The 20,892-nt window shown below is 70.1% G+C and carries 19 protein-coding genes; 4 read left to right on the top strand and 15 right to left on the bottom strand.

Annotated elements, in window-relative coordinates; genetic code table 11:
- Positions 1-15: 15 nt before the first annotated feature.
- The 6 genes from thiD to egtB form a co-directional block, all read right to left on the bottom strand.
- On the bottom strand, positions 16-831 hold the full coding sequence (gene thiD, locus D3869_RS12890) for a bifunctional hydroxymethylpyrimidine kinase/phosphomethylpyrimidine kinase (RefSeq protein WP_175426461.1): 816 nt from the start codon (positions 829-831) through the stop codon (positions 16-18).
- Between the two features lie 41 nt (positions 832-872).
- A complete protein-coding gene (gene glmM / locus D3869_RS12885) occupies positions 873-2,240 on the bottom strand; it encodes a phosphoglucosamine mutase (protein WP_137140359.1) in 1,368 nt (455 codons plus the stop codon).
- A gap of 129 nt (positions 2,241-2,369) precedes the next feature.
- A complete protein-coding gene (folP, locus tag D3869_RS12880) occupies positions 2,370-3,530 on the bottom strand; it encodes a dihydropteroate synthase (RefSeq protein ID WP_137140358.1) in 1,161 nt (386 codons plus the stop codon).
- 119 nt (positions 3,531-3,649) lie between these two features.
- Positions 3,650-4,108 carry a hemerythrin domain-containing protein gene (locus tag D3869_RS12875; RefSeq protein ID WP_137140357.1) on the bottom strand — a complete coding sequence of 153 codons (459 nt, stop codon included), beginning with the start codon at positions 4,106-4,108 and terminating at the stop codon, positions 3,650-3,652.
- A 78-nt stretch (positions 4,109-4,186) separates the two neighbouring features.
- A complete protein-coding gene (egtD, locus tag D3869_RS12870) occupies positions 4,187-5,161 on the bottom strand; it encodes an L-histidine N(alpha)-methyltransferase (protein ID WP_137140356.1) in 975 nt (324 codons plus the stop codon).
- A complete protein-coding gene (gene egtB, locus D3869_RS12865) occupies positions 5,161-6,417 on the bottom strand; it encodes an ergothioneine biosynthesis protein EgtB (RefSeq protein ID WP_137140355.1) in 1,257 nt (418 codons plus the stop codon). Before egtB ends, egtD begins: the two co-directional genes overlap by 1 nt.
- 179 nt (positions 6,418-6,596) lie before the next feature.
- On the opposite strand from egtB, the gene D3869_RS12860 reads away from it, so the two are divergent.
- Positions 6,597-7,751, top strand: coding sequence for an SDR family oxidoreductase (locus tag D3869_RS12860; protein WP_137140354.1), 1,155 nt, complete (start codon positions 6,597-6,599; stop codon positions 7,749-7,751).
- Between the two features lie 6 nt (positions 7,752-7,757).
- Here D3869_RS12860 and D3869_RS12855 read toward each other — a convergent pair whose 3' ends face one another.
- The 4 genes from D3869_RS12855 to D3869_RS12840 form a co-directional block, all read right to left on the bottom strand.
- Positions 7,758-10,508, bottom strand: coding sequence for a bifunctional diguanylate cyclase/phosphodiesterase (locus D3869_RS12855; RefSeq protein WP_137140353.1), 2,751 nt, complete (start codon positions 10,506-10,508; stop codon positions 7,758-7,760).
- A gap of 219 nt (positions 10,509-10,727) precedes the next feature.
- Positions 10,728-11,234 (bottom strand): hypothetical protein, encoded by a 507-nt coding sequence (locus tag D3869_RS12850; RefSeq protein ID WP_137140352.1) that lies wholly within the window; start codon positions 11,232-11,234, stop codon positions 10,728-10,730.
- A gap of 86 nt (positions 11,235-11,320) precedes the next feature.
- Positions 11,321-12,925, bottom strand: a complete 1,605-nt coding sequence (locus D3869_RS12845; RefSeq protein WP_137140351.1) for an MBL fold metallo-hydrolase — start codon at positions 12,923-12,925, stop codon at positions 11,321-11,323.
- A 77-nt stretch (positions 12,926-13,002) separates the two neighbouring features.
- Positions 13,003-13,896 carry a ribose-phosphate diphosphokinase gene (locus tag D3869_RS12840; protein WP_137140350.1) on the bottom strand — a complete coding sequence of 298 codons (894 nt, stop codon included), beginning with the start codon at positions 13,894-13,896 and terminating at the stop codon, positions 13,003-13,005.
- A 187-nt stretch (positions 13,897-14,083) separates the two neighbouring features.
- On the opposite strand from D3869_RS12840, the gene D3869_RS12835 reads away from it, so the two are divergent.
- Both D3869_RS12835 and D3869_RS12830 read left to right on the top strand, forming a co-directional pair.
- Positions 14,084-14,986 carry a GGDEF domain-containing protein gene (locus D3869_RS12835; protein ID WP_175426460.1) on the top strand — a complete coding sequence of 301 codons (903 nt, stop codon included), beginning with the start codon at positions 14,084-14,086 and terminating at the stop codon, positions 14,984-14,986.
- Positions 14,987-15,054: 68 nt separating this feature from the next.
- Positions 15,055-15,606 (top strand): NUDIX domain-containing protein, encoded by a 552-nt coding sequence (locus D3869_RS12830; protein ID WP_137140348.1) that lies wholly within the window; start codon positions 15,055-15,057, stop codon positions 15,604-15,606.
- Positions 15,607-15,622: 16 nt separating this feature from the next.
- On the opposite strand, the gene D3869_RS12825 is transcribed toward D3869_RS12830, so the two are convergent.
- Together D3869_RS12825 and D3869_RS12820 are read right to left on the bottom strand one after the other, a co-directional pair.
- Positions 15,623-16,219, bottom strand: coding sequence for a hypothetical protein (locus D3869_RS12825; RefSeq protein ID WP_137140347.1), 597 nt, complete (start codon positions 16,217-16,219; stop codon positions 15,623-15,625).
- A gap of 69 nt (positions 16,220-16,288) precedes the next feature.
- On the bottom strand, positions 16,289-16,768 hold the full coding sequence (locus tag D3869_RS12820; RefSeq protein WP_109072737.1) for a hypothetical protein: 480 nt from the start codon (positions 16,766-16,768) through the stop codon (positions 16,289-16,291).
- Positions 16,769-17,030: 262 nt separating this feature from the next.
- Here D3869_RS12820 and D3869_RS12815 point away from each other — a divergent pair, with 262 nt between their 5' ends.
- Positions 17,031-17,441, top strand: a complete 411-nt coding sequence (locus D3869_RS12815; protein ID WP_137140346.1) for a hypothetical protein — start codon at positions 17,031-17,033, stop codon at positions 17,439-17,441.
- 80 nt (positions 17,442-17,521) lie between these two features.
- Here the strand turns inward: D3869_RS12815 and D3869_RS12810 are convergent, their stop codons facing one another.
- The 3 genes from D3869_RS12810 to D3869_RS12800 all read right to left on the bottom strand — a co-directional run bounded on the left by D3869_RS12810 (position 17,522) and on the right by D3869_RS12800 (position 20,722).
- The gene (locus D3869_RS12810; protein WP_014240078.1) at positions 17,522-18,598 is read right to left on the bottom strand and encodes a BMP family ABC transporter substrate-binding protein; all 1,077 of its coding nucleotides are present in this window, start codon (positions 18,596-18,598) and stop codon (positions 17,522-17,524) included.
- A gap of 94 nt (positions 18,599-18,692) precedes the next feature.
- Positions 18,693-19,625: an ABC transporter permease gene (locus D3869_RS12805; RefSeq protein ID WP_094304269.1), complete on the bottom strand. Its 933-nt coding sequence runs from the start codon at positions 19,623-19,625 to the stop codon at positions 18,693-18,695.
- Positions 19,622-20,722 carry an ABC transporter permease gene (locus D3869_RS12800; protein ID WP_137140345.1) on the bottom strand — a complete coding sequence of 367 codons (1,101 nt, stop codon included), beginning with the start codon at positions 20,720-20,722 and terminating at the stop codon, positions 19,622-19,624. Before D3869_RS12800 ends, D3869_RS12805 begins: the two co-directional genes overlap by 4 nt.
- Between the last annotated feature and the right edge of the window lie 170 nt (positions 20,723-20,892).

Genomic DNA, 20,892 nt, shown 5'->3' with positions numbered 1-20,892 from the left:
GAACGGAAGTTCGCTTTAGGGGAACGGCCGGACCGTGTGCAGATGGTTCAGCGGGCCGTGGCCATGCCCGAACCCGGGGGCGGAGCGGATGGCCTCGTCCACATAGGCGCGGGCGCGGGCCACCGAATCGCGCACGCCCAACCCCTGGGCGATGCCGGCGGCGATGGCCGAGGCGAGGGTGCAGCCGGTGCCGTGGGTGTGCGGGGTGTGGATGCGCCGCCCCTCGAACACCTCCTCGCCGTCCTCGGTGAGCAGCAGGTCGCACAGCCGCTCGTCCTCCAGATGGCCGCCCTTCAGCAGAACGGCCTTCGGCCCGAAGGTGCGGATCATCTCGGCGGCGCGACGCATGTCGTCCAGGTTGCGCACCGGGATGTTGGTCAGCGCCTCGGCCTCCGGCAGGTTGGGAGTGACCAGCTCCGCATGGGGCAGCAGGCGCTTGCGCAGGGTCTGCACGGCGTCCGGCTCCAGCAGGAAATGGCCGCTCTTCGACACCATCACCGGATCGACGACCAGCGGAACGTTGATCGCCCGCGCCTCATACTCGCCGGCCACCGCCTCGATGACGGCGGCGTTGGCGAGCATGCCGATCTTGATGCTGTCGGCCCCGAGGTCCTCCAGCACCACCTTCATCTGCAGGGCGACGAAGGCCGGATCCACGGGCAGCACGCCATAGACCCCGGTCGTGTTCTGCGCGGTCAGCGCCGCGATGGCGGTCATGGCGAAGGCGTTCAGCGCGCTGACCGCCTTGATGTCCGCCTGGATGCCGGCACCGCCGCCGGAATCGGATCCGGCGACGATGAGAACACGGCCGTTGATCGGGTGGGCCTGCATCGGGATTGCTTTCGTCTGGTCGTCTGGTTGGAGGGTTGGCCTTAGGAGGCGGTCTCCAGCCGGGCGGCGTCCGTGATGGCGCCGGCAATATCGGCCACCACCGCGTGCACCAGCCCTTCGTCGTCGCCTTCCGCCATGACGCGGATCACCGGCTCGGTCCCCGACTTGCGGATCAGGATGCGTCCCGACCCGTTCAGCCGCGCCTCGCCATCGCGGATCGCCGCCTGGACGGAGGACATCTCCAGCGGCTTCGACCCGGCGGCGAAGCGGACGTTGGTCAGCTTCTGCGGCACCGGGGCGAAGACCTGGCAGACCTCGCTGGCCGCCCGGCCGCCGGACTGGATCAGCACCGCCAGAACCTGGAGTGCGGCGATCAGCCCGTCGCCGGTCGTGGAATAGTCGGACAGCACGACGTGCCCCGACTGCTCCCCACCGACGTTGTAGCCGTGCTCGCGCATATGTTCCACCACATAGCGGTCGCCGACCGGCGTGCGGACCAGCGCGATGCCCAGCCCCTGGAGATGCCGCTCCATGCCCAGGTTGGACATCACCGTGGCGACCACGCCGCCGCCCTTCAGCGTCTGCGCCTGCGCCCAGGAGGAGGCGATCAGCGCCATCACCTGGTCGCCGTCGACGACGCGCCCGGCCTCGTCGACCATGATCAGGCGGTCGGCGTCGCCGTCCAGCGCGATGCCCAGATGAGCGCCGTGGGCCACCACCTGCTCCTGCAGGGTCCGGGTGGCGGTGGCGCCGCAATCCTTGTTGATGTTCAGGCCGTCCGGGCTGACCCCGACCGGGATCACGTCGGCCCCCAGCTCGTACAGCACCTTCGGGGCGACGCGGTAGGCGGCGCCGTTGGCGCAATCCACGACGATCCTCAGCCCGTCCAGCCGCAGACCGCGCGGGAAGGTGTTCTTCACATACTCGATGTAGCGGCCCGTCGAGTCCTCCAGGCGGGAGGCGCGGCCGAGATCGGCGGAACCGGCGAGGTCCGGTGCGAAGGGCTGGCCCATGCGCGTCTCGATGGCGATCTCCACTGCGTCCGACAGCTTGTAGCCGTCCGGCCCGAACAGCTTGATGCCGTTGTCCTGGTACGGGTTGTGCGAGGCGGAGATCATCACGCCGAGGTCGGCGCGCAGCGAGCGCGTCAGCATGGCGACGGCGGGCGTCGGCAGCGGGCCGAGCAGCACCACGTCCATGCCCATGGAAATGAAGCCCGCGGTCAGCGCCGGCTCCAGCAGATAGCCGGACAGGCGGGTGTCCTTGCCGATCACCACGCGGTGCCGGTGGTCGCCCCGGCGGAACTGCAAAGCGGACGCCATCGCGACGCGCAGGGCGGTTTCCGCCGTCATCGGATCGATGTTGGCGGTGCCACGGATGCCGTCGGTGCCGAACAGGTGTCGCGTCATGAAAACCCTCGGGAATGGCCCAGTCACTGTACCGCAATCGCGGATGTGTGAAAATGTCATCGCTTGCCCTGGGGGGCAGGGTCAAGAACCCTTCCGCGCAGACGCCAAAGGGTTACATGCGCCATGCGATCACGGCACCCGTGCGGGATGAAGCCCCTCCCAGACGGCGCGCGCCTGGACCGTTTGGGGCACGTCGTGGACACGCAGGAGATGCGCGCCCTGGTTCAGCGTTTCCAAGCCGCCGGCCAGCGATCCGGGCAGCCGCTCCTTCGGCGGCTCGCTCCGCGACAGCTTGCCGATCAGGGTCTTTCGCGACAGCCCGATCAGCAGGGCACAGCCGAGCCCATGGTACAGGGCGGTGTGGCGCAGGATGTCGAGATTGTGCTCCACCGTCTTGCCGAAGCCGATGCCGGGATCGACGGCGATGCGCTCCAGCGGCACCCCGGCGGCAAGGCAGGCTTCCACCCGCTCCTCCAGCCAGTCGAAGACGTCGAGCGCCGCGTCCTCATAGGTCGGGTTCTGCTGCATGGTGCCGGGCTCGCCCCGCATGTGCATGACCACGACGGGCGCCGCCTTCTCCGCCACCAGCGGCAGCGCGCCGGGGTCGCGCAGCCCGGCCACGTCGTTGATCAGGGCCGCACCGGCGTCGAGCGCGGCGCGCATCACCCGCGCGTGCCGCGTGTCCACCGACACCACCGCGCCCTTGGCCGCGAAGTGGCGGACCACCGGCAGGACGCGGGCCTCCTCCTCCTCGGGCGACACCGGGGCGGAACCGGGACGGGTGGATTCGCCGCCGACGTCCAGCAGGTCGGCCCCGGCCTCCAGCATCGCCTCGCCATGGGCGATGGCCGTCCCGGCGTCGAAGAAGTCGCCGCCGTCGGAAAAGCTGTCCGGCGTCACGTTGACGATGGCCATGATGCGCGGGCGCCCGAGGTCAAGCCCGGCGAACGGCGCCCGACCGCGGGTCAGCGCACCCAGCCGCTTGTCCAGGCTCTGCGCCACGGCGGGGCCGCGCTCCCACCCCCAGGCCATGATCTCGGTCAGCGGCGCGAAGGCCCGCTCGATCCGCGCGCCCTGCCGGACGATCACCTGGGCGGTGGCGAAGGAGAAGCGCCCGCCAGCGAGCGGCACCGCCGCGCCGGCGCTCCAGGCGGCGATGGGCAGCAGCCCGACCGGCCTCAGATAGACGCGGATGCCGCCCTCCCCCGCCCAGGGCGCGAAGGAGGCGAGCGAGCCGGCGGCTGACTTCGGGGCGGGCTTGGCGATCGGAGTCTTGGCGATCGGGGGCATGGCGATGGTTCGTGCAGCGGAACGGAAGACCGCAGCCTGTCACGCCGGGAAGCCCCGGCGCAAGAGACTGCGGTCCTCCGTTCCGCTTTAAAAACAGCGCGCTTGGCGTTGCGGGCTTGTTACGCGCTCTTGGGCAGAGGGGCCAGGGCGGCCAGCATCTGCTTCTTGCGCTCCCCGTAGATGTTGCCGAGTTCCTCGGCGCGCTTGTCGTCGAGCGCCTTCTTGGCCTCCTCGAACAGTTCCTCCTCCTCCTCGTCGAGGTGGTGGCGGGTGACTTCACCCAGCACCTGGAGCTTGGCCTTCCAGGCGGTGCTGTCGGCGGGCATGGCGTTCAGCTCGTCGAGAAAGCCGTTGATGATGTGGTGCTCGTTCAGGCCCTCGGTGGTCTCCTGCTTGGTGTTCTTCGCCTTGGACAGCGACTGGTAGAAGACGGCCTCCTCGATCTTTCCGTGCGCCCACAGCTCGCGCTGCAGATCCTCGTAGGCGGCGCGCCCGTCGCCGTCCGACTTCTCGGCCGCGTCGAGCAGGCGGCGGATGGTGTCGTGGTCCTGCTTGATCCGGTCGAAGATGCTGGTCATGGGTCCTGTCCCGTTGTTGCGGTGTCTCGACGGGACTCAACCCTGGCCCGGATATGGTGTTCCCGGTGCCAAACGGGGTCAGCCATGCCGAACCATCCAGTGCAGGCTGAACAGCTGGTTCTCGTCGGTCCAGCTCCGCTCGGTGCGCCAGCCGGCGCGGGCGGCAAGGCGGCGGAAGCCGGGCACCGAGTATTTGTAGGAGTTCTCGGTGTGGATCGTCTCGCCGCGGGCGAAGCGGATGGGATGGCCGGCGATGCGGACGGTCTGGTCGTCCAGGCTGCGCAAATGCATCTCGATCCGCCCACGCGCGGTGTCGTAGCGGGCGACATGGGCGAAGCGCTCCAGGTCGAAGGTGCCGTCCAGCTCGCGGTTGATGCGGGCGAGCAGGTTCATGTTGAAAGCGGCGGTCACGCCGCGCGCGTCGTCGTAGGCGGCCTCCAGCACCGCCGGGTCCTTGCGCAGGTCCACGCCGATCAGCAGACGCGCCCCGGCCCCGAGCCGCCGTCCGAGCGTGTCCAGGAAGGTCATCGCCTCGGCGGGCCGGAAATTGCCGATGGTGCTGCCGGGGAAGAAGGCCATCGTCCGTTCCGGCGCAACGCCCCGCGGCAGCGCGAAGCCCCGCACATAGTCGGCGGCCACCGGCACCACCGTCACCGCCGGGTAGTCGCCGGCCAGCCGCGCCGCGGCGGCGATCAGATGGTCGCGGCTGATGTCCACCGGCACATACATGGCCGGCGCGTCCAGCGCGTCGAGCAGGATTCGCACCTTGACGCTCGATCCGCTGCCCAGCTCCACCAGCGTGGCGCCGCGCCCGGCGAGAGCGGCGATCTCGTCCGCGCGGTCGTGCAGCAGCGCGGTCTCGGTCCGCGTCGGGTAATATTCGTCGAGCGTGCAGATGGCGTCGAACAGGGCCGAGCCCTCGGCGTCGTAGAAGTACTTGCAGGGCAGGCTCTTCTCCGGTCGGGACAGGCCCTCCAGCACGTCGGACAGGAACAGGTCGTCCGGCGCCGGTCCCCGCGCCGGATGGGCGCGGGCGGCGGAAATTGCGGTCATCAGGCGTCCTCCGCGAGGCGCACGCCGCTGAACATCCAGCGTTGGTGCGGATAGAAGAAATTCCGGTAGGTGGCGCGGACATGGCCGTCCGGCGTGGCGCAGCATCCGCCGCGCAGCACATACTGGTTGGCCATGAACTTGCCGTTGTATTCGCCGACCGCCCCGGCGGCGGGGCGGAAGCCCGGATAGCCGCTGTAGGCGCTGGCCGTCCATTCCCAGACATCGCCGAACATCTGGACGAGCCCCTCGCCCTCCGTGGCGGCGACCGGGCGCAGCAGCCCGCTGCCCAGCGTGTTGCCGGTGGCGGACATCCCGGCGGCAGCGGTTTCCCACTCGGCCTCCGTCGGAAGGCGCTTGCCGGCCCAGCGGGCGAAGGCATCCGCCTCGTAGAAGCCGACGTGGCTGACCGGGGCGTCCTCGTCCAGAGGATGCTCGCCGAGCAGGGTGAATTCCCGCCAACCGCCGTCCTCGCCCCGCCGCCAGTAGGCCGGCGCCTCCCACCCCTCGGCATTGACCGTGGCCCAGCCGTCGGACAGCCAGAGCGCCGGGTTGCGGTAGCCGCCGTCCTCGACGAAGGCCAACCACTCCCCGTTGGTCACCGCCCGGGAGAACAGGCGGAAGGGGCGCAGCAGCACCTCGTGCCGCGGTCCCTCGTTGTCGAAGGCGAAGCCCTCGCCATCGTGCCCCACCGCGACGATCCCACCATCCACCGCGATCCAGCGCCCCTCATGGGCGGGGCCGCGCAAGGCGGGGCGATAGGGACGGTAGGCCGGCGCGACCGGGTTGCAGGAGAACAGATGCAGCAGGTCCATCAGGATCAGCTCCTGATGCTGCTCTTCGTGGGCGAGGCCGAGCGTCACCAGCGGGGCCAGCCGCTCGGAGTCGCCACGCTCCAGCAAAGTCAGCATGGCGGCATCCACATGGTCGCGGTAGGCCGCCACCTCGGCCACGCCGGGCCGCGTCACCAGACCGCGCCGGGGCCGCGGATGGCGGGCGCCGACGGCCTCGTAATAGGAGTTGAAGAGATAGCCGAAGGCCGGATCAAAGGGCCGGTAGCCCGGCAGATTCGGGATCAGCAGAAAGGTTTCGAAGAACCACGTCGTGTGGGCCAGATGCCATTTGACCGGGCTGGCGTCCGGCATGGACTGCACCACCTGATCCTCCGGCGACAGCCCGACGGCCAGTTCCGCCGAGGTGGCGCGCACCCGGCGGAATCGGTCGGCGAGTCCGCCGGCTTTGGCGGCTGTTTTGAGCATGGGCGCTGTGTCCTCCCCGCCTGACAGGTCCCGGTAAAGCTGTGCCGCTTCGCTGGCCCGCCAACCCTCCTTTCGGAGTGGCCCGGACGCACCGCCCGGCGGCAACGCTCCGCCGGACCGCCTGTTCACAGCGGATGACCCACGGATTCCAACGATCGAACGATGGAGGAACGGCACCCATGCAACCGCGGCTCAAACCCATTGACGAGCAGGTGATCGTCATCACCGGTGCGTCGAGCGGCATCGGGCTGGTCACCGCCCGCATGGCCGCCCGGCAAGGCGCGAAGGTCGTCCTGGCCGCCCGCGACCGCGACGCGCTCGCCCAGGCGGCGGAGGCGATCCGGGCCGACGGCGGGGACGCGATCCACTGCGTCGCCGACGTGGCCGACCCCGACGCCCTGCGGCGGGTGGCCGACTCGGCGGTCCGCAGCTACGGCCGGATCGACAGCTGGGTGAACAACGCCGGCGTGGCGATCATCGGCAAGCTCGTGGACACCGCCCCGGACGACCACCGCCGCCTGTTCGAGACGAACTACTGGGGCGTGGTCAACGGCTCGCTGGCGGCCATTCCCCACCTGCGGCAGAACGGCGGGGCGCTGATCAACATCGGCAGCGTGCTGTCGGACCGCGCCATCCCGCTCCAGGGCGCCTATGTCGCCACCAAGCACGCCGTGAAGGGCTTCACCGACGCGCTGCGCATGGAGCTGGAGGCCGAGGGCGCGCCCATCTCCGTCAGCCTGATCAAGCCGGCGGCCGTCGACAGCCTGTACGAGGACCACGCCCTGAACCTGCTGGACGCGGAGCCGAGCAACCCGCCCCCGGTCTACGCGCCGGAGGTCGTGGCGAAGGCCATCCTGCATTGCGCCCGGCGGCCGATGCGCGACCTCTATGTCGGCGGCGGCGCCAAGCTGTTCGCTCTGGCGGAGACCTTCGCGCCGCGACTCACGGACCGGATCATGGAGCGGACCCTGCCGCGCATCATCCGCTCCGGCGGACCGCTCCGCCCGCGCAACGACGCCCTGCACAGCCACGGCGACGACGGGCGGGAGCGCGCCGGCCGGCACCGCTTCGTGCGTGAAACCAGCCTCTACACCGAGGCCCGGATGCATCCCTGGATCACCGCCGCGGTGGTCGCCGGCTTCGGCGTACTGGCCGGGGCGGCGATGGCGCGCGGCTGGGTCCGTGACGACCACGGCGCCTCCGGGCTGAACCGCCACCGCCGGTCAATGCAGCGGCATCGCGATCGGATGGACGAGGAACGGCGCACCATCGGCCACAACGCCAAGCCCGCTTGGCAGGCCGCGGAGGAAGGCGTGGTGACCTTTCCCCGCTGACCGCCGCTACACCGGCTCCCTGGCCATCGGCTCCACCGTCGAAACGCGGTGGCCACGGGCGGCACGCAGCGCCAGGATCGGCTCCAGCTCCTCCGCCAGGACCGGGCGGCTGAACAGGTACCCCTGGAAACTCTCGCATTTCAGGCTGCGCAGAAGCTGGAGCTGCGCCTCCGTCTCCACCCCTTCGGCGACCACCGACAGGCCCAGGCTGCGGCCCAGCCCGACGATGGCACGCGGGATGGAATCGCCCGTCCCATCCTGCTCCAGATCGTGGATGAAGGAACGGTCGATCTTCAGCTTGTCGATCGGGAAGCGGTGCAGATAGTTGAGCGAGGAGTAACCGGTGCCGAAATCGTCCAGCGCGATCAGGCACCCGCGCTGTTTCAGCGCGCGCAGCGTCGCGATGGCCGACGGAATGTCGTCGATCAGCGTGCCCTCGGTCACCTCGATCTCCAGCTCCCAGCCCTGGAGGCCGTTGCGATCCAACGCGGCGGCCACCTTGGCGGGAAGCTGCCCGTCGCGGAACTGCTGGGCGGAGACGTTGACGGCGACCGGCACCGCCAGGCCGATCTGGTCGCGCCAGCGGCGGATCTGGGCGCACACCTCGTCCAGCACCCAATCGCCGATGCCCTGGATCAGGCCGGTTTCCTCGGCCACGGGCAGGAAGCGGTTGGGCATGATGAGACCGGCGTCCGGGTGGCGCCAGCGCAGCAGGGCCTCAACCCCGACCACGAGGTCGTCGGAAATGCGCAGCTGCGGCTGATAGACGAGGAACAGTTCCCGGTTCAGCAGGGCACGGCGCAGCGCGGCCTCCAGATCGAGGCGTTCGCGGGACCGCGCGCCCATCTCGCGCGTCACGAAGCGGTAGGCGTTCCGCCCGGCGTCCTTGGCGTTGTACATGGCGATGTCGGCGCAGCGGATCAGCCCTTCGGCGTCCTCCGCGTCATCGGGGAACAGGCTGATGCCGATGCTGGGCGACACCACGAAGTTCCGCCCGCCGATGGCGAAGGGCGTGGCGAGCTGCGCCATGACCCGTTCCGCCACCGCGGCGGCCACGCTCGGCGTCCCGATGTTCGGCACGACGATCAGGAATTCGTCGCCGCCCAGCCGACCCACCGTGTCCGACGGACGCATCGCTCCGTGCAGCCGCCGCGCCACCGACCGCAGCACCTCGTCGCCGAAGGAGTGCCCAAGGCTGTCGTTGATGACCTTGAAGCGGTCGAGGTCGATGAACAGGACGGCCACCCGCGCGCCGTCGCGCCGGGCTTCGCGGACCGCCTGGGCGATGCGGTCGAACAGCAGGACGCGGTTGGGCAGGCCGGTCAGCGGATCGTAATGGGCCAGATAATGGACGTGCTGCTCGGCCCGCCGTTTGTCGCCGATGTCCTCGACGAAGGCCATGACGAAGGGCGGGTCGCCGGGGGTGGACACCGGCTGGAGATGGAGGGAGAAGTGGCTGTGCCGCCCACCGGCCAGCAGCAGATGGTCGACCTCCAGCCGCACGCTCTCCCCAGCGATGGCGGAGTCGATGGCGGCACTCACCGCCGGGTCCGACGCGCGCAGCCTGGCGTCGTTTCCGACCAAGCCGTCGCGCCCCACCCCGACGGCGCGGGCGAAGGCGGGATTGCAGTCGGTGATCCTGGCGTCCGCCCCGATGAGGGCGATGCCGAGAGGCGCCTGGTTGAACAGCAGGTCCAGCTCCGTCTCGCGCCGGCGCAGCGACGCGGTGATGCGCCCGGCGATCACCAGCGCCCGGTGGCGCGTCGCCGCCAGCGCCCACAGCAGGACCGACAGAAGCAGGCTGAGCGACAGCCCGGTCACCAAGACCAGCGCCGGCTTCCAGCGGTCGACCCCCTCCTCGAAGCTCGACCGGCTCTCGTACCGGATCGACAGGACGCGGTTGCCCAGGACGATGTCCCGGCTCGCGCTCAGCAACGGCCGGTCCGACGCCTCCGGGCGGCTGCGGTAGAGCGGGAATTCTCGGCTCCCTTCGAACACCGTCGCCGCGACGTCGCCCATCCGGCCGAACACGGACTCGGCCAGGGGCGCGATCTGTATGGGGGTCATCACCAGGCCGGCGAAGGCGACCCGCCGCTGCTCCTGCGTGGCGGGGCTCTGCCCGTCGCGATAGACAGCCTGAAAGACCATGACGGCCGGCGGCGAGGGCTCGCCCTCGTCGTGCCCCAGGACGGCGGCGCGGATGACCGTCGGCTCACCGCTGTCCCGCGCCTGCTCCGCGGCGGCACGGCGCACCGGCTCCGCCAGCAGGTCGTAGCCGAGCGTGCGCAGGGTGCGTTCGTTGACCGGGGCGGCGTACAGCGTGACGAGCCGCATCGGACCGGTCGCTTCCGGCCAGATCCGGAAGCCGCGCAGCCCGTCCATCCGGGCTTCGGTGACCAGTTCCGGGCCGGTCCATTGATCGGCGACCCGCGCGAAGACGACGGCGGTGATCGCCGGAAAGCGCTCGGCAAGGTGCAGCCCGTCCACGAACCGGTTCCATTCCGCACGCTTCACCTCGGGATAGGCGGTGAACAGGGCGGCGGCGGAGCGCGTCACCTGCACATGGACCTGGATCTGGCTCTCGAAACGGCGGTGCAGCTCCTCCACCCGCAGGGCGAACCGGCCCTCGGCATCCGCGGCGACACGCTGGCGGGTGTCGTTCCAGACCAGCACCGTCAACACAAGCGCGGCCAGCAGGGCCAACAGAGGGAGGCGTCTGGGAATGGCAGCCGAATCGCTCGCAGTCGCATCGCTCATGGAATCAGCCATCGGATCGGTCGAGGGCTCGCCCGGCGCACGGTCGATCGGATCGGGGTTGGAAGACCTCTGCATGGGGCCGCACCGAAGCTGACGGTGACGCCGCCCGCCCGGATTCCTTCCATGGGGGACGACGCGCACCGGTAGACCTTAACCAGATTGTGCCCGTGCGAGAAGCGTATAAATATTGGCGGGGTCGCCCAAAGCGTGCGGCGGTGCTCAAAACTCCTGCAACACCTTGGGGCTGTTCTGCAAAAGCGTCTCGATCATGCCGAGGATCTGCTCGATCTTGGTGCGGGTGGCGTCCAGTTCGTCGGCGGTCTTGTCGTCGATCCCCGCCTCCATCAGCATCATGTCGAAGGCGTTCAGCGTCTCCGAAAAGGCCTTCTGCTCCGCCTGGAGCACGTCGAAGGCGCCGAGTGAGCTGGTCAGCGCCAAGGGCGGGTCGCTGACGAAGGCGTAGCTGATGTCGGTGAAATGGGCGATCGCCGTCAGCTTCTGCCGGATCACCCATTGCGGAAAGTTCGGCGGCAGGTCGTTCCCGGTCTCCGGCAGGCGTTCCTGGATGGAGAAGACCAGCCCCTGGATGTCCAGATAGGCGTTCCGGATCTCGCGGAAATGGGGAAAGGTCTTGGGCTTGCCGGCGTTGCGGACACGGCCCAGCCGGGCGTTGTCGTCGGTCAGCTTGCGCGCCATCTGGATCACGATGTTCGCCACCTTCCCCATCGCACCGTCATCCCTTTGTTTCGCGCCCGTCATCGATCTGCTGTCATCGATCTATAGCATGCACCGCCCGGCCGAGGGCAGAACCTTCACTCCGCCGTCCGCCCCGCCGCCTGCGTCAGGCGGTCGCCCATCCCGCGCAGCAGCTCCTCGCGCGCCGCGTCGTCGGGTGCCGCGTCCAGCGCCCGGTGCAGATCCAGCAGGAACGCGGCGTAGCGGTTGTGCCAGTCCCGCCCGGCGGAGACGGCCTGCGGCTCCAACCGTGGCGGGCCGGCCTCGGCTGCCGGCGCCTGGGCCGGCGCGGCCGCGGTCAGATCGGCCACCTCGTCCAGTTCGGGCAGGCGGATCAGCGCCGGGTCCCAGCCACGGCGGACCAGGGCGTCGCGCAGGCCGGCGCGGGCATCCTCCTCGCCATGCACTAGGAACAGGCCGCGCCCCACCCCCTGCCGCGCCGCCACCCAGGCCAGCAGGCCGCTGCGGTCGGCGTGGCCGGAATAGACGTCCAGCGATCGGATGCGGGCGCGCACCGCGATTTCCTCGCCATGGATGCGGACGTTCCCGGCCCCCTGCTGCAACAGGTGACCCAGCGTGCCCGGCGCCTGGTAGCCGACCAGCAGGACGGTGGCTTCCGGGCGCCACAGATGGTTCTTCAGGTGATGGCGGATGCGGCCGGCGTCGCACATGCCGCTGGCCGCCATGATGATGGCGCCGCCCTTGAGGGCGTTGAGCTTCTGGCTCTCCGCGGCGGAGCGCACGCGGTGCAGGTTGGGCCGGGCGAAGGGATCGCCGCCGGTGCCGAGATCAGCCAGATGGCGGCGGAACACCCCGGTGACGGAGTCGGCGAGCGGCGAGTCGAGAAAGACATCGACCAGCGGGATCTCGCCGCGGTCGGACAGGCGGCTCAGGTCGTAGAGCAGCTCCTGCGTGCGCTCCACCGCGAAGGCCGGGATCAGCAGCGGGCCGCCCGCGGCGAGCGCCGCCCGCACCTCGTCGCGCAGCAGGGCCTGCCGCTCGGCCTCGCCCACCTCGACCCGCTCGCGGTTGCCGTAGGTGGTCTCCAGCACCATCCAGTCGGGGCGCGGCGGTCCCTCGGCGTCGGCGTGGAAGGACTTGCCGCCGGGGCCGAGGTCCCCGGAGAACAGGATCGTCTCGGCCGTCCCGCCGCGCGTCACCTCCAGTTCCACCGACGCCGAACCGAGGATGTGCCCGGCCGGCCAGAAGCGGGCGCGGATTCCGCGCAGCACCGTCACCCATTCCCCGTAATCGACCGCGTGCAGATGGCGGATGGCCGCCTGGGCGTCCCCCTGTGTGTAGATCGGCTCGACCGCCGGGCGCCCGCGCTGGCGGTTGCGGCGGTTCAGCCGCTCCACCTCCGTCTCCTGGATGTAGCCGCTGTCGGGCAGCATGTAGGCCAGCAGGTCGGCAGTGCCGGCGGTGGCGTGCACCCGCCCCTTGAAGCCCTGGCGGACCAGCTTGGGCAGCAGGCCCGAATGGTCGATGTGCGCGTGGGTCAGCAGCACCGCCTTCACGGCGGACGGCTTGAAGGGGAAGGGCCGGTAGTTCAGCTCCCTGACCGTCTTGGTGCCCTGGAACAGGCCGCAGTCGATCAGCAGGTCGCCGTCGCCGGTCCGGATGCGGAAGCAGGAGCCGGTGACCGTGCCGGCGGCGCCGTGGAAGATGAGGGACAGTGTCATGGCGAAACCCCGCCTTGGTGTGCCCTGTCCCCCTATCCTGCCCGACGAAGGGTTACCGGCCCGTCAACGGGGAGCCGTCAACGGGGGATTGCCAGCGCGTCGGCGATCAGCCGGGCGAGCGGCAGGGCGTTGCTGGGGTGCGGAACCCCGTCGCAGGACAACGGCGTGCCCAGCCCTTCCGTCTCGAAGCGGGCGGCCACCGCGGCGTCGAACAGGGCATGGACGCCGAACACCCGGACCGACGCCGCCCCCGCGGCCCGCGCGGCCCGCGCGCAGGAGAAGATGGTCTCGCCGGAGCTGATGACGTCGTCGACGATCACCACCGGCCGCCCGGCCAGCGGCGCGCCGTCGGGCAGGGAGACCGTCACGTCGCGGTCGCCGCGCCGCTCCTTGCGCCCGACCAGGGCGGTGAGGCCGAGCGGCCCGGCCACCGCCTCGACCAGAGGGGCCGCCTCCTCGTCCGGGCCGACGATCACGGTGTCGGGCGCGACCCCGTCGCTGCGCAGCCGCTCGGCGATGGCACCGGCGCCGCTGAGGCAGACGGAGGGCCGCCCGACGAACACCTCGTCCAGCGTGTGGGTGCGGTGCAGGTGCGGCTCCACGCAGACGAAGCGGTCGAACAGCCGGCCCAGCCAGTCCCCCACCACCGTCTGACTGACCGGCTCGCCGGGGCGGAACACGGCGTCCTGGCGCATGTAGGCCATGTAGGGCGCGACGAGGCACAGCTCCGTGGCGCCCTGCCGGCGCAGCACGGAGGCGGCCAGCGTCAGTTCCACGAGCTTGTCGTTCGGCCGGTCGAGCGAGCGGTAGACCACCGCCCGCTCGACGGCTTCGGGCAGGCGGACGAGGCTTTCGCCGTCCGGAAAGCGGTGCAGCTCGGCGATGTGGCAGGGAACCTTCAGGGCTTCGGCCAGACGCCGCGCGCCGTCGGCCGATTCCGGAAATCCGTAGACGCCCGTGTAGCGGGCCATGCTGTCCCCTCTCGCGTTGCGCGCCCGGATTTGGGCGCCCCGTACGGCCCGTACTATGCCGCAAGGGGCGCGGCGCGGCGACCATGACCTTAGGCGCAACGTTACCGTGAAGGCGATAGGACGGCAGGGGAGGACGCCCAGAAATGATGCTGCAGCGGCCTTCCATTCATTGACCGATGACGAAGGTATGAGGCAGTTTCCCGCCATGCGCGTGCTCATCGCCGACGATACGGTCCTGATGCGCTCCATGCTCTCGGAGCAGGTGGCGTCCTACGGCCATGACGTGATCCTGGCCAGGGATGGCCGGGAAGCGCTGAACCTTGCCCAGGCCGAATCCTTCGACATCGCCATCATCGATTGGGAGATGCCGCGGCTGTCGGGGCTGGAGGTGTGCTGGCTTCTGAAGGCCGATCCGCGCACCGCCTACAGCTACCTGATCCTGATGACGTCCCACGACGAGCCCTTCTACGAGATGAAGGCGCTGGACGCCGGAGCCGACGACTTCATCCACAAGCCGGTCAACCGCGCCCACCTCAAGGCGCGGCTGAAGGCGGGCGGCCGCATCACCGACATGCACCGGCTGCTGGTCGCGCAGGCGCGGACCGATCCGCTGACCGGAGTCGCCAACCGGCGCGCCCTTCTCGACCGTGCGGACGAGGAGATCCGGCGATCGCTGCGGTCGCGGCAGCCCCTGTCCCTGCTGATCGCCGACATCGATCATTTCAAGCGCATCAACGACAGCCGCGGCCACGCCGCCGGGGACGAGGCGTTGCAGCGATTCGTCCGGACGCTGGGCGACGCCCTGCGCCCCGGCGACCTGATCGGGCGCTACGGCGGAGAGGAATTCGTGGTTCTGCTCCCCAACACCGCTCTGGCGGATGCCTCGGTCGTGGCGGAGCGCTTGCGCCGGCGCGTCGCCGCCCAGGAAATGGGTCTGAACGGCGATCCGTTCCGCATGACCGCCAGCTTCGGCGTCGCGCCCGTTGCACCGGACGCCCCAGGCGGCCTCGACGACGCGCTCCGGGTGGCCGACGCCGCGCTGTATCGGGCGAAGGCCGAAGGGCGAAACCGCGTGGTCCCCTCTCCCTAGACCGTTCACACACTGCCCCGCCCACCCGTCTCCGGCAGCGAAGCCAACGGGATGCGGGGGAACAGGCGATGCGCCATGTCCATGTGGCGTTTCTGGAGGGGACGAAGGTCCTGATCGTCCGGCGGCGCGAGGTCAGCACTTGGTGGGGGCGCGGCCCGGCGGAGCCGCGGGTCGTCGACGCCGCGGGCCAATGGGCGTTGCCCGGCGGCGGCTTCGAAAGCGTCATCAGCCCGCTCGCAGCGCTCCAGCGCCTGTTCCACGAACAGACCGGCCTCGCCTTCCCCGACGGGCGGGCGGCGGAACCCTGGCGCCCGACCTCACGAAGCTTCACGCTGTATTTCGTCCCGGTGACCGGACTGGAGTCGCTGGCCTCCTCGATCACGCTGCGGGTCGCGCCGTCCGCCGTCACGCCCGGGCGCCCGGCGGGCGGCGCCATCGTGAATTGGGAGCTGTCCTCCGCCCATGTCGTGCCGCTCGCCAAGGTGGTCGCGCATCTGGGGGTGCGGCAGCCGGTCTCGCACGAAAACCAGCTCGCCATCACCCGGCAGGCGATGCGCTCGCCCTCCTCCCAGTCGATCGAGCGCTACGCGACCATGGCCGCGATCATCGCCCTGCAGTGAGCCCGCCCCACCAGCCTCAGTCCTTGCTCTCGCCGGGCGGGGTGCGGACGGCGGTGGCGGCGAGATACTGGGCGGCCGTGCGCAGCAGGAACTCCGCCACCGCCATGTCGCCCAGGTCGCGGTCGGGGCCGCCCAGCCGGTGGCGGCGGTCGGCGTCGATCAGGCCGGTGGCGATCACCTGCGCGGTCAGCCACGCCCGCTGCTCCTCGTCCGGCACCCCGGCCATGCGCTCCAGCATCGCGTTGCAGGCGTGGTCGATCTCTCCCAGGCCGGGCCGGTCGGACGACAGGTAGCTGGTCTCGTTGCGCGGCGCCGGCTCCCCGACGTAGGAGCGGGCGAGCAGCGCCGTCTCCAGGGTCAGGCGGAAGGCGGTGCGGCGCGGCCGTCCCTTCCGCCGCAGGCGCAGAGCCATCATGGTGAAGAGCTGGGCCACCGCCTCCACCCGCTCCGCCGGCACCTCGTCGAGGATGTCGACGATCTCGGCGCTGACGGCGTTGCGCGGCGCCGCCTCGCCGGGCCGCACCACCGCGGTGGCGAAGACGGCGATCAGGGTGCGCAGGGCATCGGCCTGCTCCACGGGAGAGATGCGGCCGATCTGGGCGGGATCGAACATGGGGGGCGCTCCGCTCTGGCTGGGAGGGATCAACAACTCCTTCCAGCTATGTTGGAACGCGAGGGGCGGTCAGGAATCCCCCTCCTTCGGGTCGATGGTCTCCGCCCGTCGGCTGATCAGCTGGTAGAGCCCCAGCCCGAGCACCATGAAGACGATGACCATCAGGAGGATGGCCGGGTAGACCATGTCGCTCATGTCCGAGGTCCGCGCCTCGAACACCAGCACCAGCCCTTCCAGGCTGGCGGCGATGATGATGGTGGTCAGGAACTTGGTCAGGGTGCGCCGCGCCTCGTCCGCATGGCGCAGCTCGCGGTCGTGCTCCAACTCCTCCTCATAGAGATACTTGGCGATCTCGAAGACGGCGATGGCCAGCACGATCATGCCGACGCCGTTCAGCAGCCCGTGGGTCGTCGCCTCGATGTCGAGGAGCAGAAGGCTGTGAAACACCGAATAGGCGGCCACGCCGATGAACACCAGGGCGAACAGCATCAACACGCCGGTCGCCAGGAAATACATGACCCGCGACGCCTTCTGAAATCCGTTCCCCACGATGCGCTTCCCTTTCCGACGCGAGAGCCTGTCCTGCGGCTGACAACGCGTCGACCCGGCGTTCGGACCGCAGCCTTGCGGGTCACCCCGGAAGGGAAGGTGGAACCGGCGGGCCGGTGGGTGTGTTTGGAGTCAGGCAGCACAGGGGATTGTGCCTCCTCGACAGGCTCCGCCGCGCTCCCTGAAGCGGCGGAGCCTTCCTTTTCCTGCCCCTTGCGTTTATGGCTGCGGTGCCGGACCACGCCGACCACGGAACCGCCCCATGCCCGAGACCCCGCCCCCCTCCGCCGAGTCCCTGCACGCCCTGCTCGACCGCTACCTGCGCTGCCCGTCCGAGCCGCTGCGCGGGGAACTGAACGAGGCCCTGACCGCCTTCCAGACGGCCTGGATACACGCCCGCGCCGGGCAGGACGCCCCGTCGGCGCCCCCGCCCGCCCCCGCCGCGCCCAACCGTGCCCCGGCGAAGCCGAAATTCCCGATCGCCGCCGCCGATCTGGCGGTGCTGGAGCGGATGGCCGGGGGCTGGGTCCCCACCGCGGCGGAGGTTCCCCGCTGGGTCTGGTTCGAGAACCGGGAGCTGGTGACGATGGAGCCCAACCCAGCCGGCAGCGGGCCGGAGGTGATGCGCCTCGCCCCCGCCGGCTGGGCCGCGCTGGGCCGCCAGCCGGGCTGAGCGGCGGCCCATAAAAAAGCGGGCAACAAAAAAGGGGAGGCCGGAGCCTCCCCTTTTCCTTCTTGGCAACCGGTTCCGGCTTACTTCGGAACCTTGCCCTGCACGCCCTCGACGTACCAGTCCATCTTCAGGATCTGCTCGTCCGTGGCCTGCTTGCCCTCGGCGATCACGACCTTGCCGGACTGGTCCTTCACCGGGCCCTGGAAGGAGTGGCGCTTGCCTTCCATGATGTCGGTGCGGGTCTTCTCGGCCGCCGCGACGACGTCCGCCGGGAGCGCCGGGTTGTAGGGGGCCAGGAACAGCATGTGGTCCTTGAAGCCGCCCCAGGTGTCCTGCGACTTCCAGGAGCCGTCCAGAGCCGCCTTGACGCGGTTCACGTAATACTCGCGCCAGTCATCCACGATGGCGGTCAGGTGCGCCTTCGGGCCGAAGCGGGTCATGTCCGACGACTGGCCGAACACCCACAGGCCGCGCTCCTGCGCGACCTGGATGGCCGCCGGGCTGTCGGTGTGCAGGGAAATCACGTCGGCGCCCTGGTCGATCAGCGCCTTGGCGGCCTCGGCTTCCTTGCCGGGGTCGTACCAGCTGTTCACCCAGACGACGCGCACCTCGGCCTTCGGGTTCACTTCGCGCATGGCGATGGTGAAGGCGTTGATGCCGCTGACGACCTCGGGGATCGGGAAGGAGCCGATGTAGCCGATGATGTTCGACTTGGTCATCTTGCCGGCGATCTGGCCGATGACCGTGCGGGCCTCGTAGAAGCGCGCCGAGTAGGTGGCGACGTTGGCCGAGCGCTTGTAGCCGGTGGCGTGCTCGAACTTCACGTCGGGGTGGCGCTGCGCGACCTTCAGCGTCGGGTTCATGAAGCCGAAGGAGGTCGTGAAGATCAGCTTGTGGCCGGAGGAGGCCAGCTGCTCGATCACGCGCTCGGCGTCGGCGCCCTCGGGCACGTTCTCGACGAAGGTGGTGGTGACCTTGTCGCCCAGCTCCTTCTCCACGGCCAGACGGCCCTGGTCGTGCTGGTAGCTGTAGCCGTGGTCGCTGATCGGACCGACATAGACGAAGCCGACCTTCATCTTCTCCTGCGCGTCGGCCGCGCCGACGCCCAGCGCCAGCATGGCGGCGCCGGTGGCCAGACCCATCAGGGCCTTGCCCATGGTCCTTCTGTTCACGTGTTTGCTCCCTGATCCAATTGATTGAGCACGAACGTAAGACTTGCAAACATCCCGGGGCCTGTCAGGCATCGGCCCATCAGGCATCGGGATGGAAGACCTTCCCGAGGCTGGCCGGCGCGTTCAGCCGGATTCGGGCGACATCGCGTGAAATCACCACCAGGACGATGACGGTAGCCAGATAAGGCAGCATCGACAAGAGTTGTGACGGAATGTCGATTCCCAGCCCCTGGACGTGGAGCTGCGCGATGGTCACCCCGCCGAACAGCCAGGCGCCGAGCAGCACGCGGCCCGGCTTCCAGGTGGCGAAGACGACCAGCGCCAGCGCGATCCAGCCGCGCCCGGCGGAGATGCCCTCCGCCCACATCGGGGTGTAGTCGAGCGACAGGTAGGCCCCGGCCATGCCGCTCATGGCGCCGCCGAACAGAACGGCGAGGAAGCGGATGCGGATGACCTTGTAGCCGAGCGCGTGGGCCGCCGCGTGGTTCTCGCCCACCGCGCGCAGGATCAGCCCCTTGCGCGTGGCGTAGAGGAACCAGTGCACCGCCGGCACCGCCGCCAGCGCCAGATAGACCAGCGCGTCTTGCCCGAACAGCGCCTTGCCGATCACCGGCAGGTCGGTCAAGCCGGGGATGTAGAGTTCCGGCACGTCGGCGATGGGGATGCCGACGAATCCCTGCCCGATCAGCGCCGACAGGCCGACGCCGAACAGCGTCAGCGCGAGGCCGGTCGCCACCTGGTTGGCGAGCAGGAGCAGGGTCAGCACCCCGAACAGCGCCGCCATGCCCGCCCCCGCCGCGGCCCCCGCGACGAATCCAGCGGTGGAACTGCCGGTCTGCACCGCCACGGCGAAGCCGCAGACGGCGCCCACCAGCATCATGCCCTCGACGCCCAGATTCAGGACGCCGGACTTCTCCACCACCAGCTCGCCGAGGGCTGCGAACAGCAGCGGCGTGGCGGCGGCCAGCATGGCCGCGAGGATCGGGCCGAGAAGGGCCAGTTCGGCGCTCATGCCGCGGCCCTCCCCACCCCAGTCCCGGCAGCGCCTTTCGCGCCGAAGCGCACGCGGTAACGGATCAACACGTCGGTCGCCAGCAGAAAGAACAGCAGCATGCCCTGGAACACGCCGGTGATGGCCTTGGGCAGGCCGAGCGCGATCTGCGCCGCCTCGCCGCCGATGAAGGACAGCGCCATCAGGAAGCCGGCGAGCAGGATGCCCACCGGGTGCAGCCGCCCCAGGAAGGCGACGATGATGGCGGTGTAGCCGTAGCCGGGAGAGATGGTCGGGTTCATCTGGCCGATCGGCCCGGCGACCTCGCCCAGCCCGGCCAAGCCGGCCAGCGCGCCGGACAGCAGCAGCGTCAGCCAGATGATCTTCTTCTGATTGAAGCCGGCGTAGCCCGCCGCCGTCGGAGTCAGGCCGATGACCTTGATCTGGAAGCCGATGAAGGTCCGCGCCATCAGGAACCAGCCCGCCGCCACCGCCAGCAGGGCGAACAGCGATCCCAGATGCACGCGCGTCCCGGCGACGAGCAGCGGCAGCACCGCGTCGGCCTCGAACAGGCGGGATTCCGGGAAGGCGAAGCCGTCGGGGTCGCGGTAGGGGCCGTGCATCAGGTAGTTCAGCAGATGCAGCGCCACGTAGTTCAGCATCAGGCTGGTCAGGATCTCGCTGGCGTTGAAGCGCACCCGCAGGAAGGCGGGGATCGCCGCCCACAGGGCGCCGCCGGCCATGCCCGCGACGATCATCAGCGGCAGCAGCCACCAGCCGCCCTCGCCGTAGAAGGCCAGCGCCAGCCCGCCGCCGGTGATGGCGCCGAGGGTGAGCTGCCCCTCGGCCCCGATGTTCCAGACGTTGGCGCGGAATCCGATGGCCAGCCCGATCGCGCAGAGCACCAGCGGGGTCGCCTTGACCGCCAGTTCACCCAGGCCGCGCAGCGACAGCAGCGGCGCGATGAAGAAGGCGTGCAGCGCCTTCACCGGGTCGAAGCCCATGGCCCAGAACAGCAGGAAGCCGCTGACGAGCGTGAGCGCGACCGCCAGCAGCGGCGTCGCGTAGACCATCGCGCGCGACGCCTCGCCGCGGGGTTCGAGACGGAGGAGGGTCATGAAAAGGCTCCGGCGCACGTCGTCCCCTCTCCCGCCCCGGGAGAGGGTGGCCGCCGCAGGCGGCCGGGTGAGGGTGACGCAAGGATCAGGCGCTTTTTCCACGCTGGACCCTCACCCTTCCCGCGCGCGGCGCGGGCCCCTTCCCTCTCCCGGGGCGGGAGAGGGGGCAA

The organism is Azospirillum brasilense, assembly GCF_005222205.1.
Lineage (GTDB): Bacteria > Pseudomonadota > Alphaproteobacteria > Azospirillales > Azospirillaceae > Azospirillum > Azospirillum brasilense_G.
Note: the sequence above shows the minus strand (reverse complement) of the source record. Positions and strands in the feature narration are given on the sequence as shown.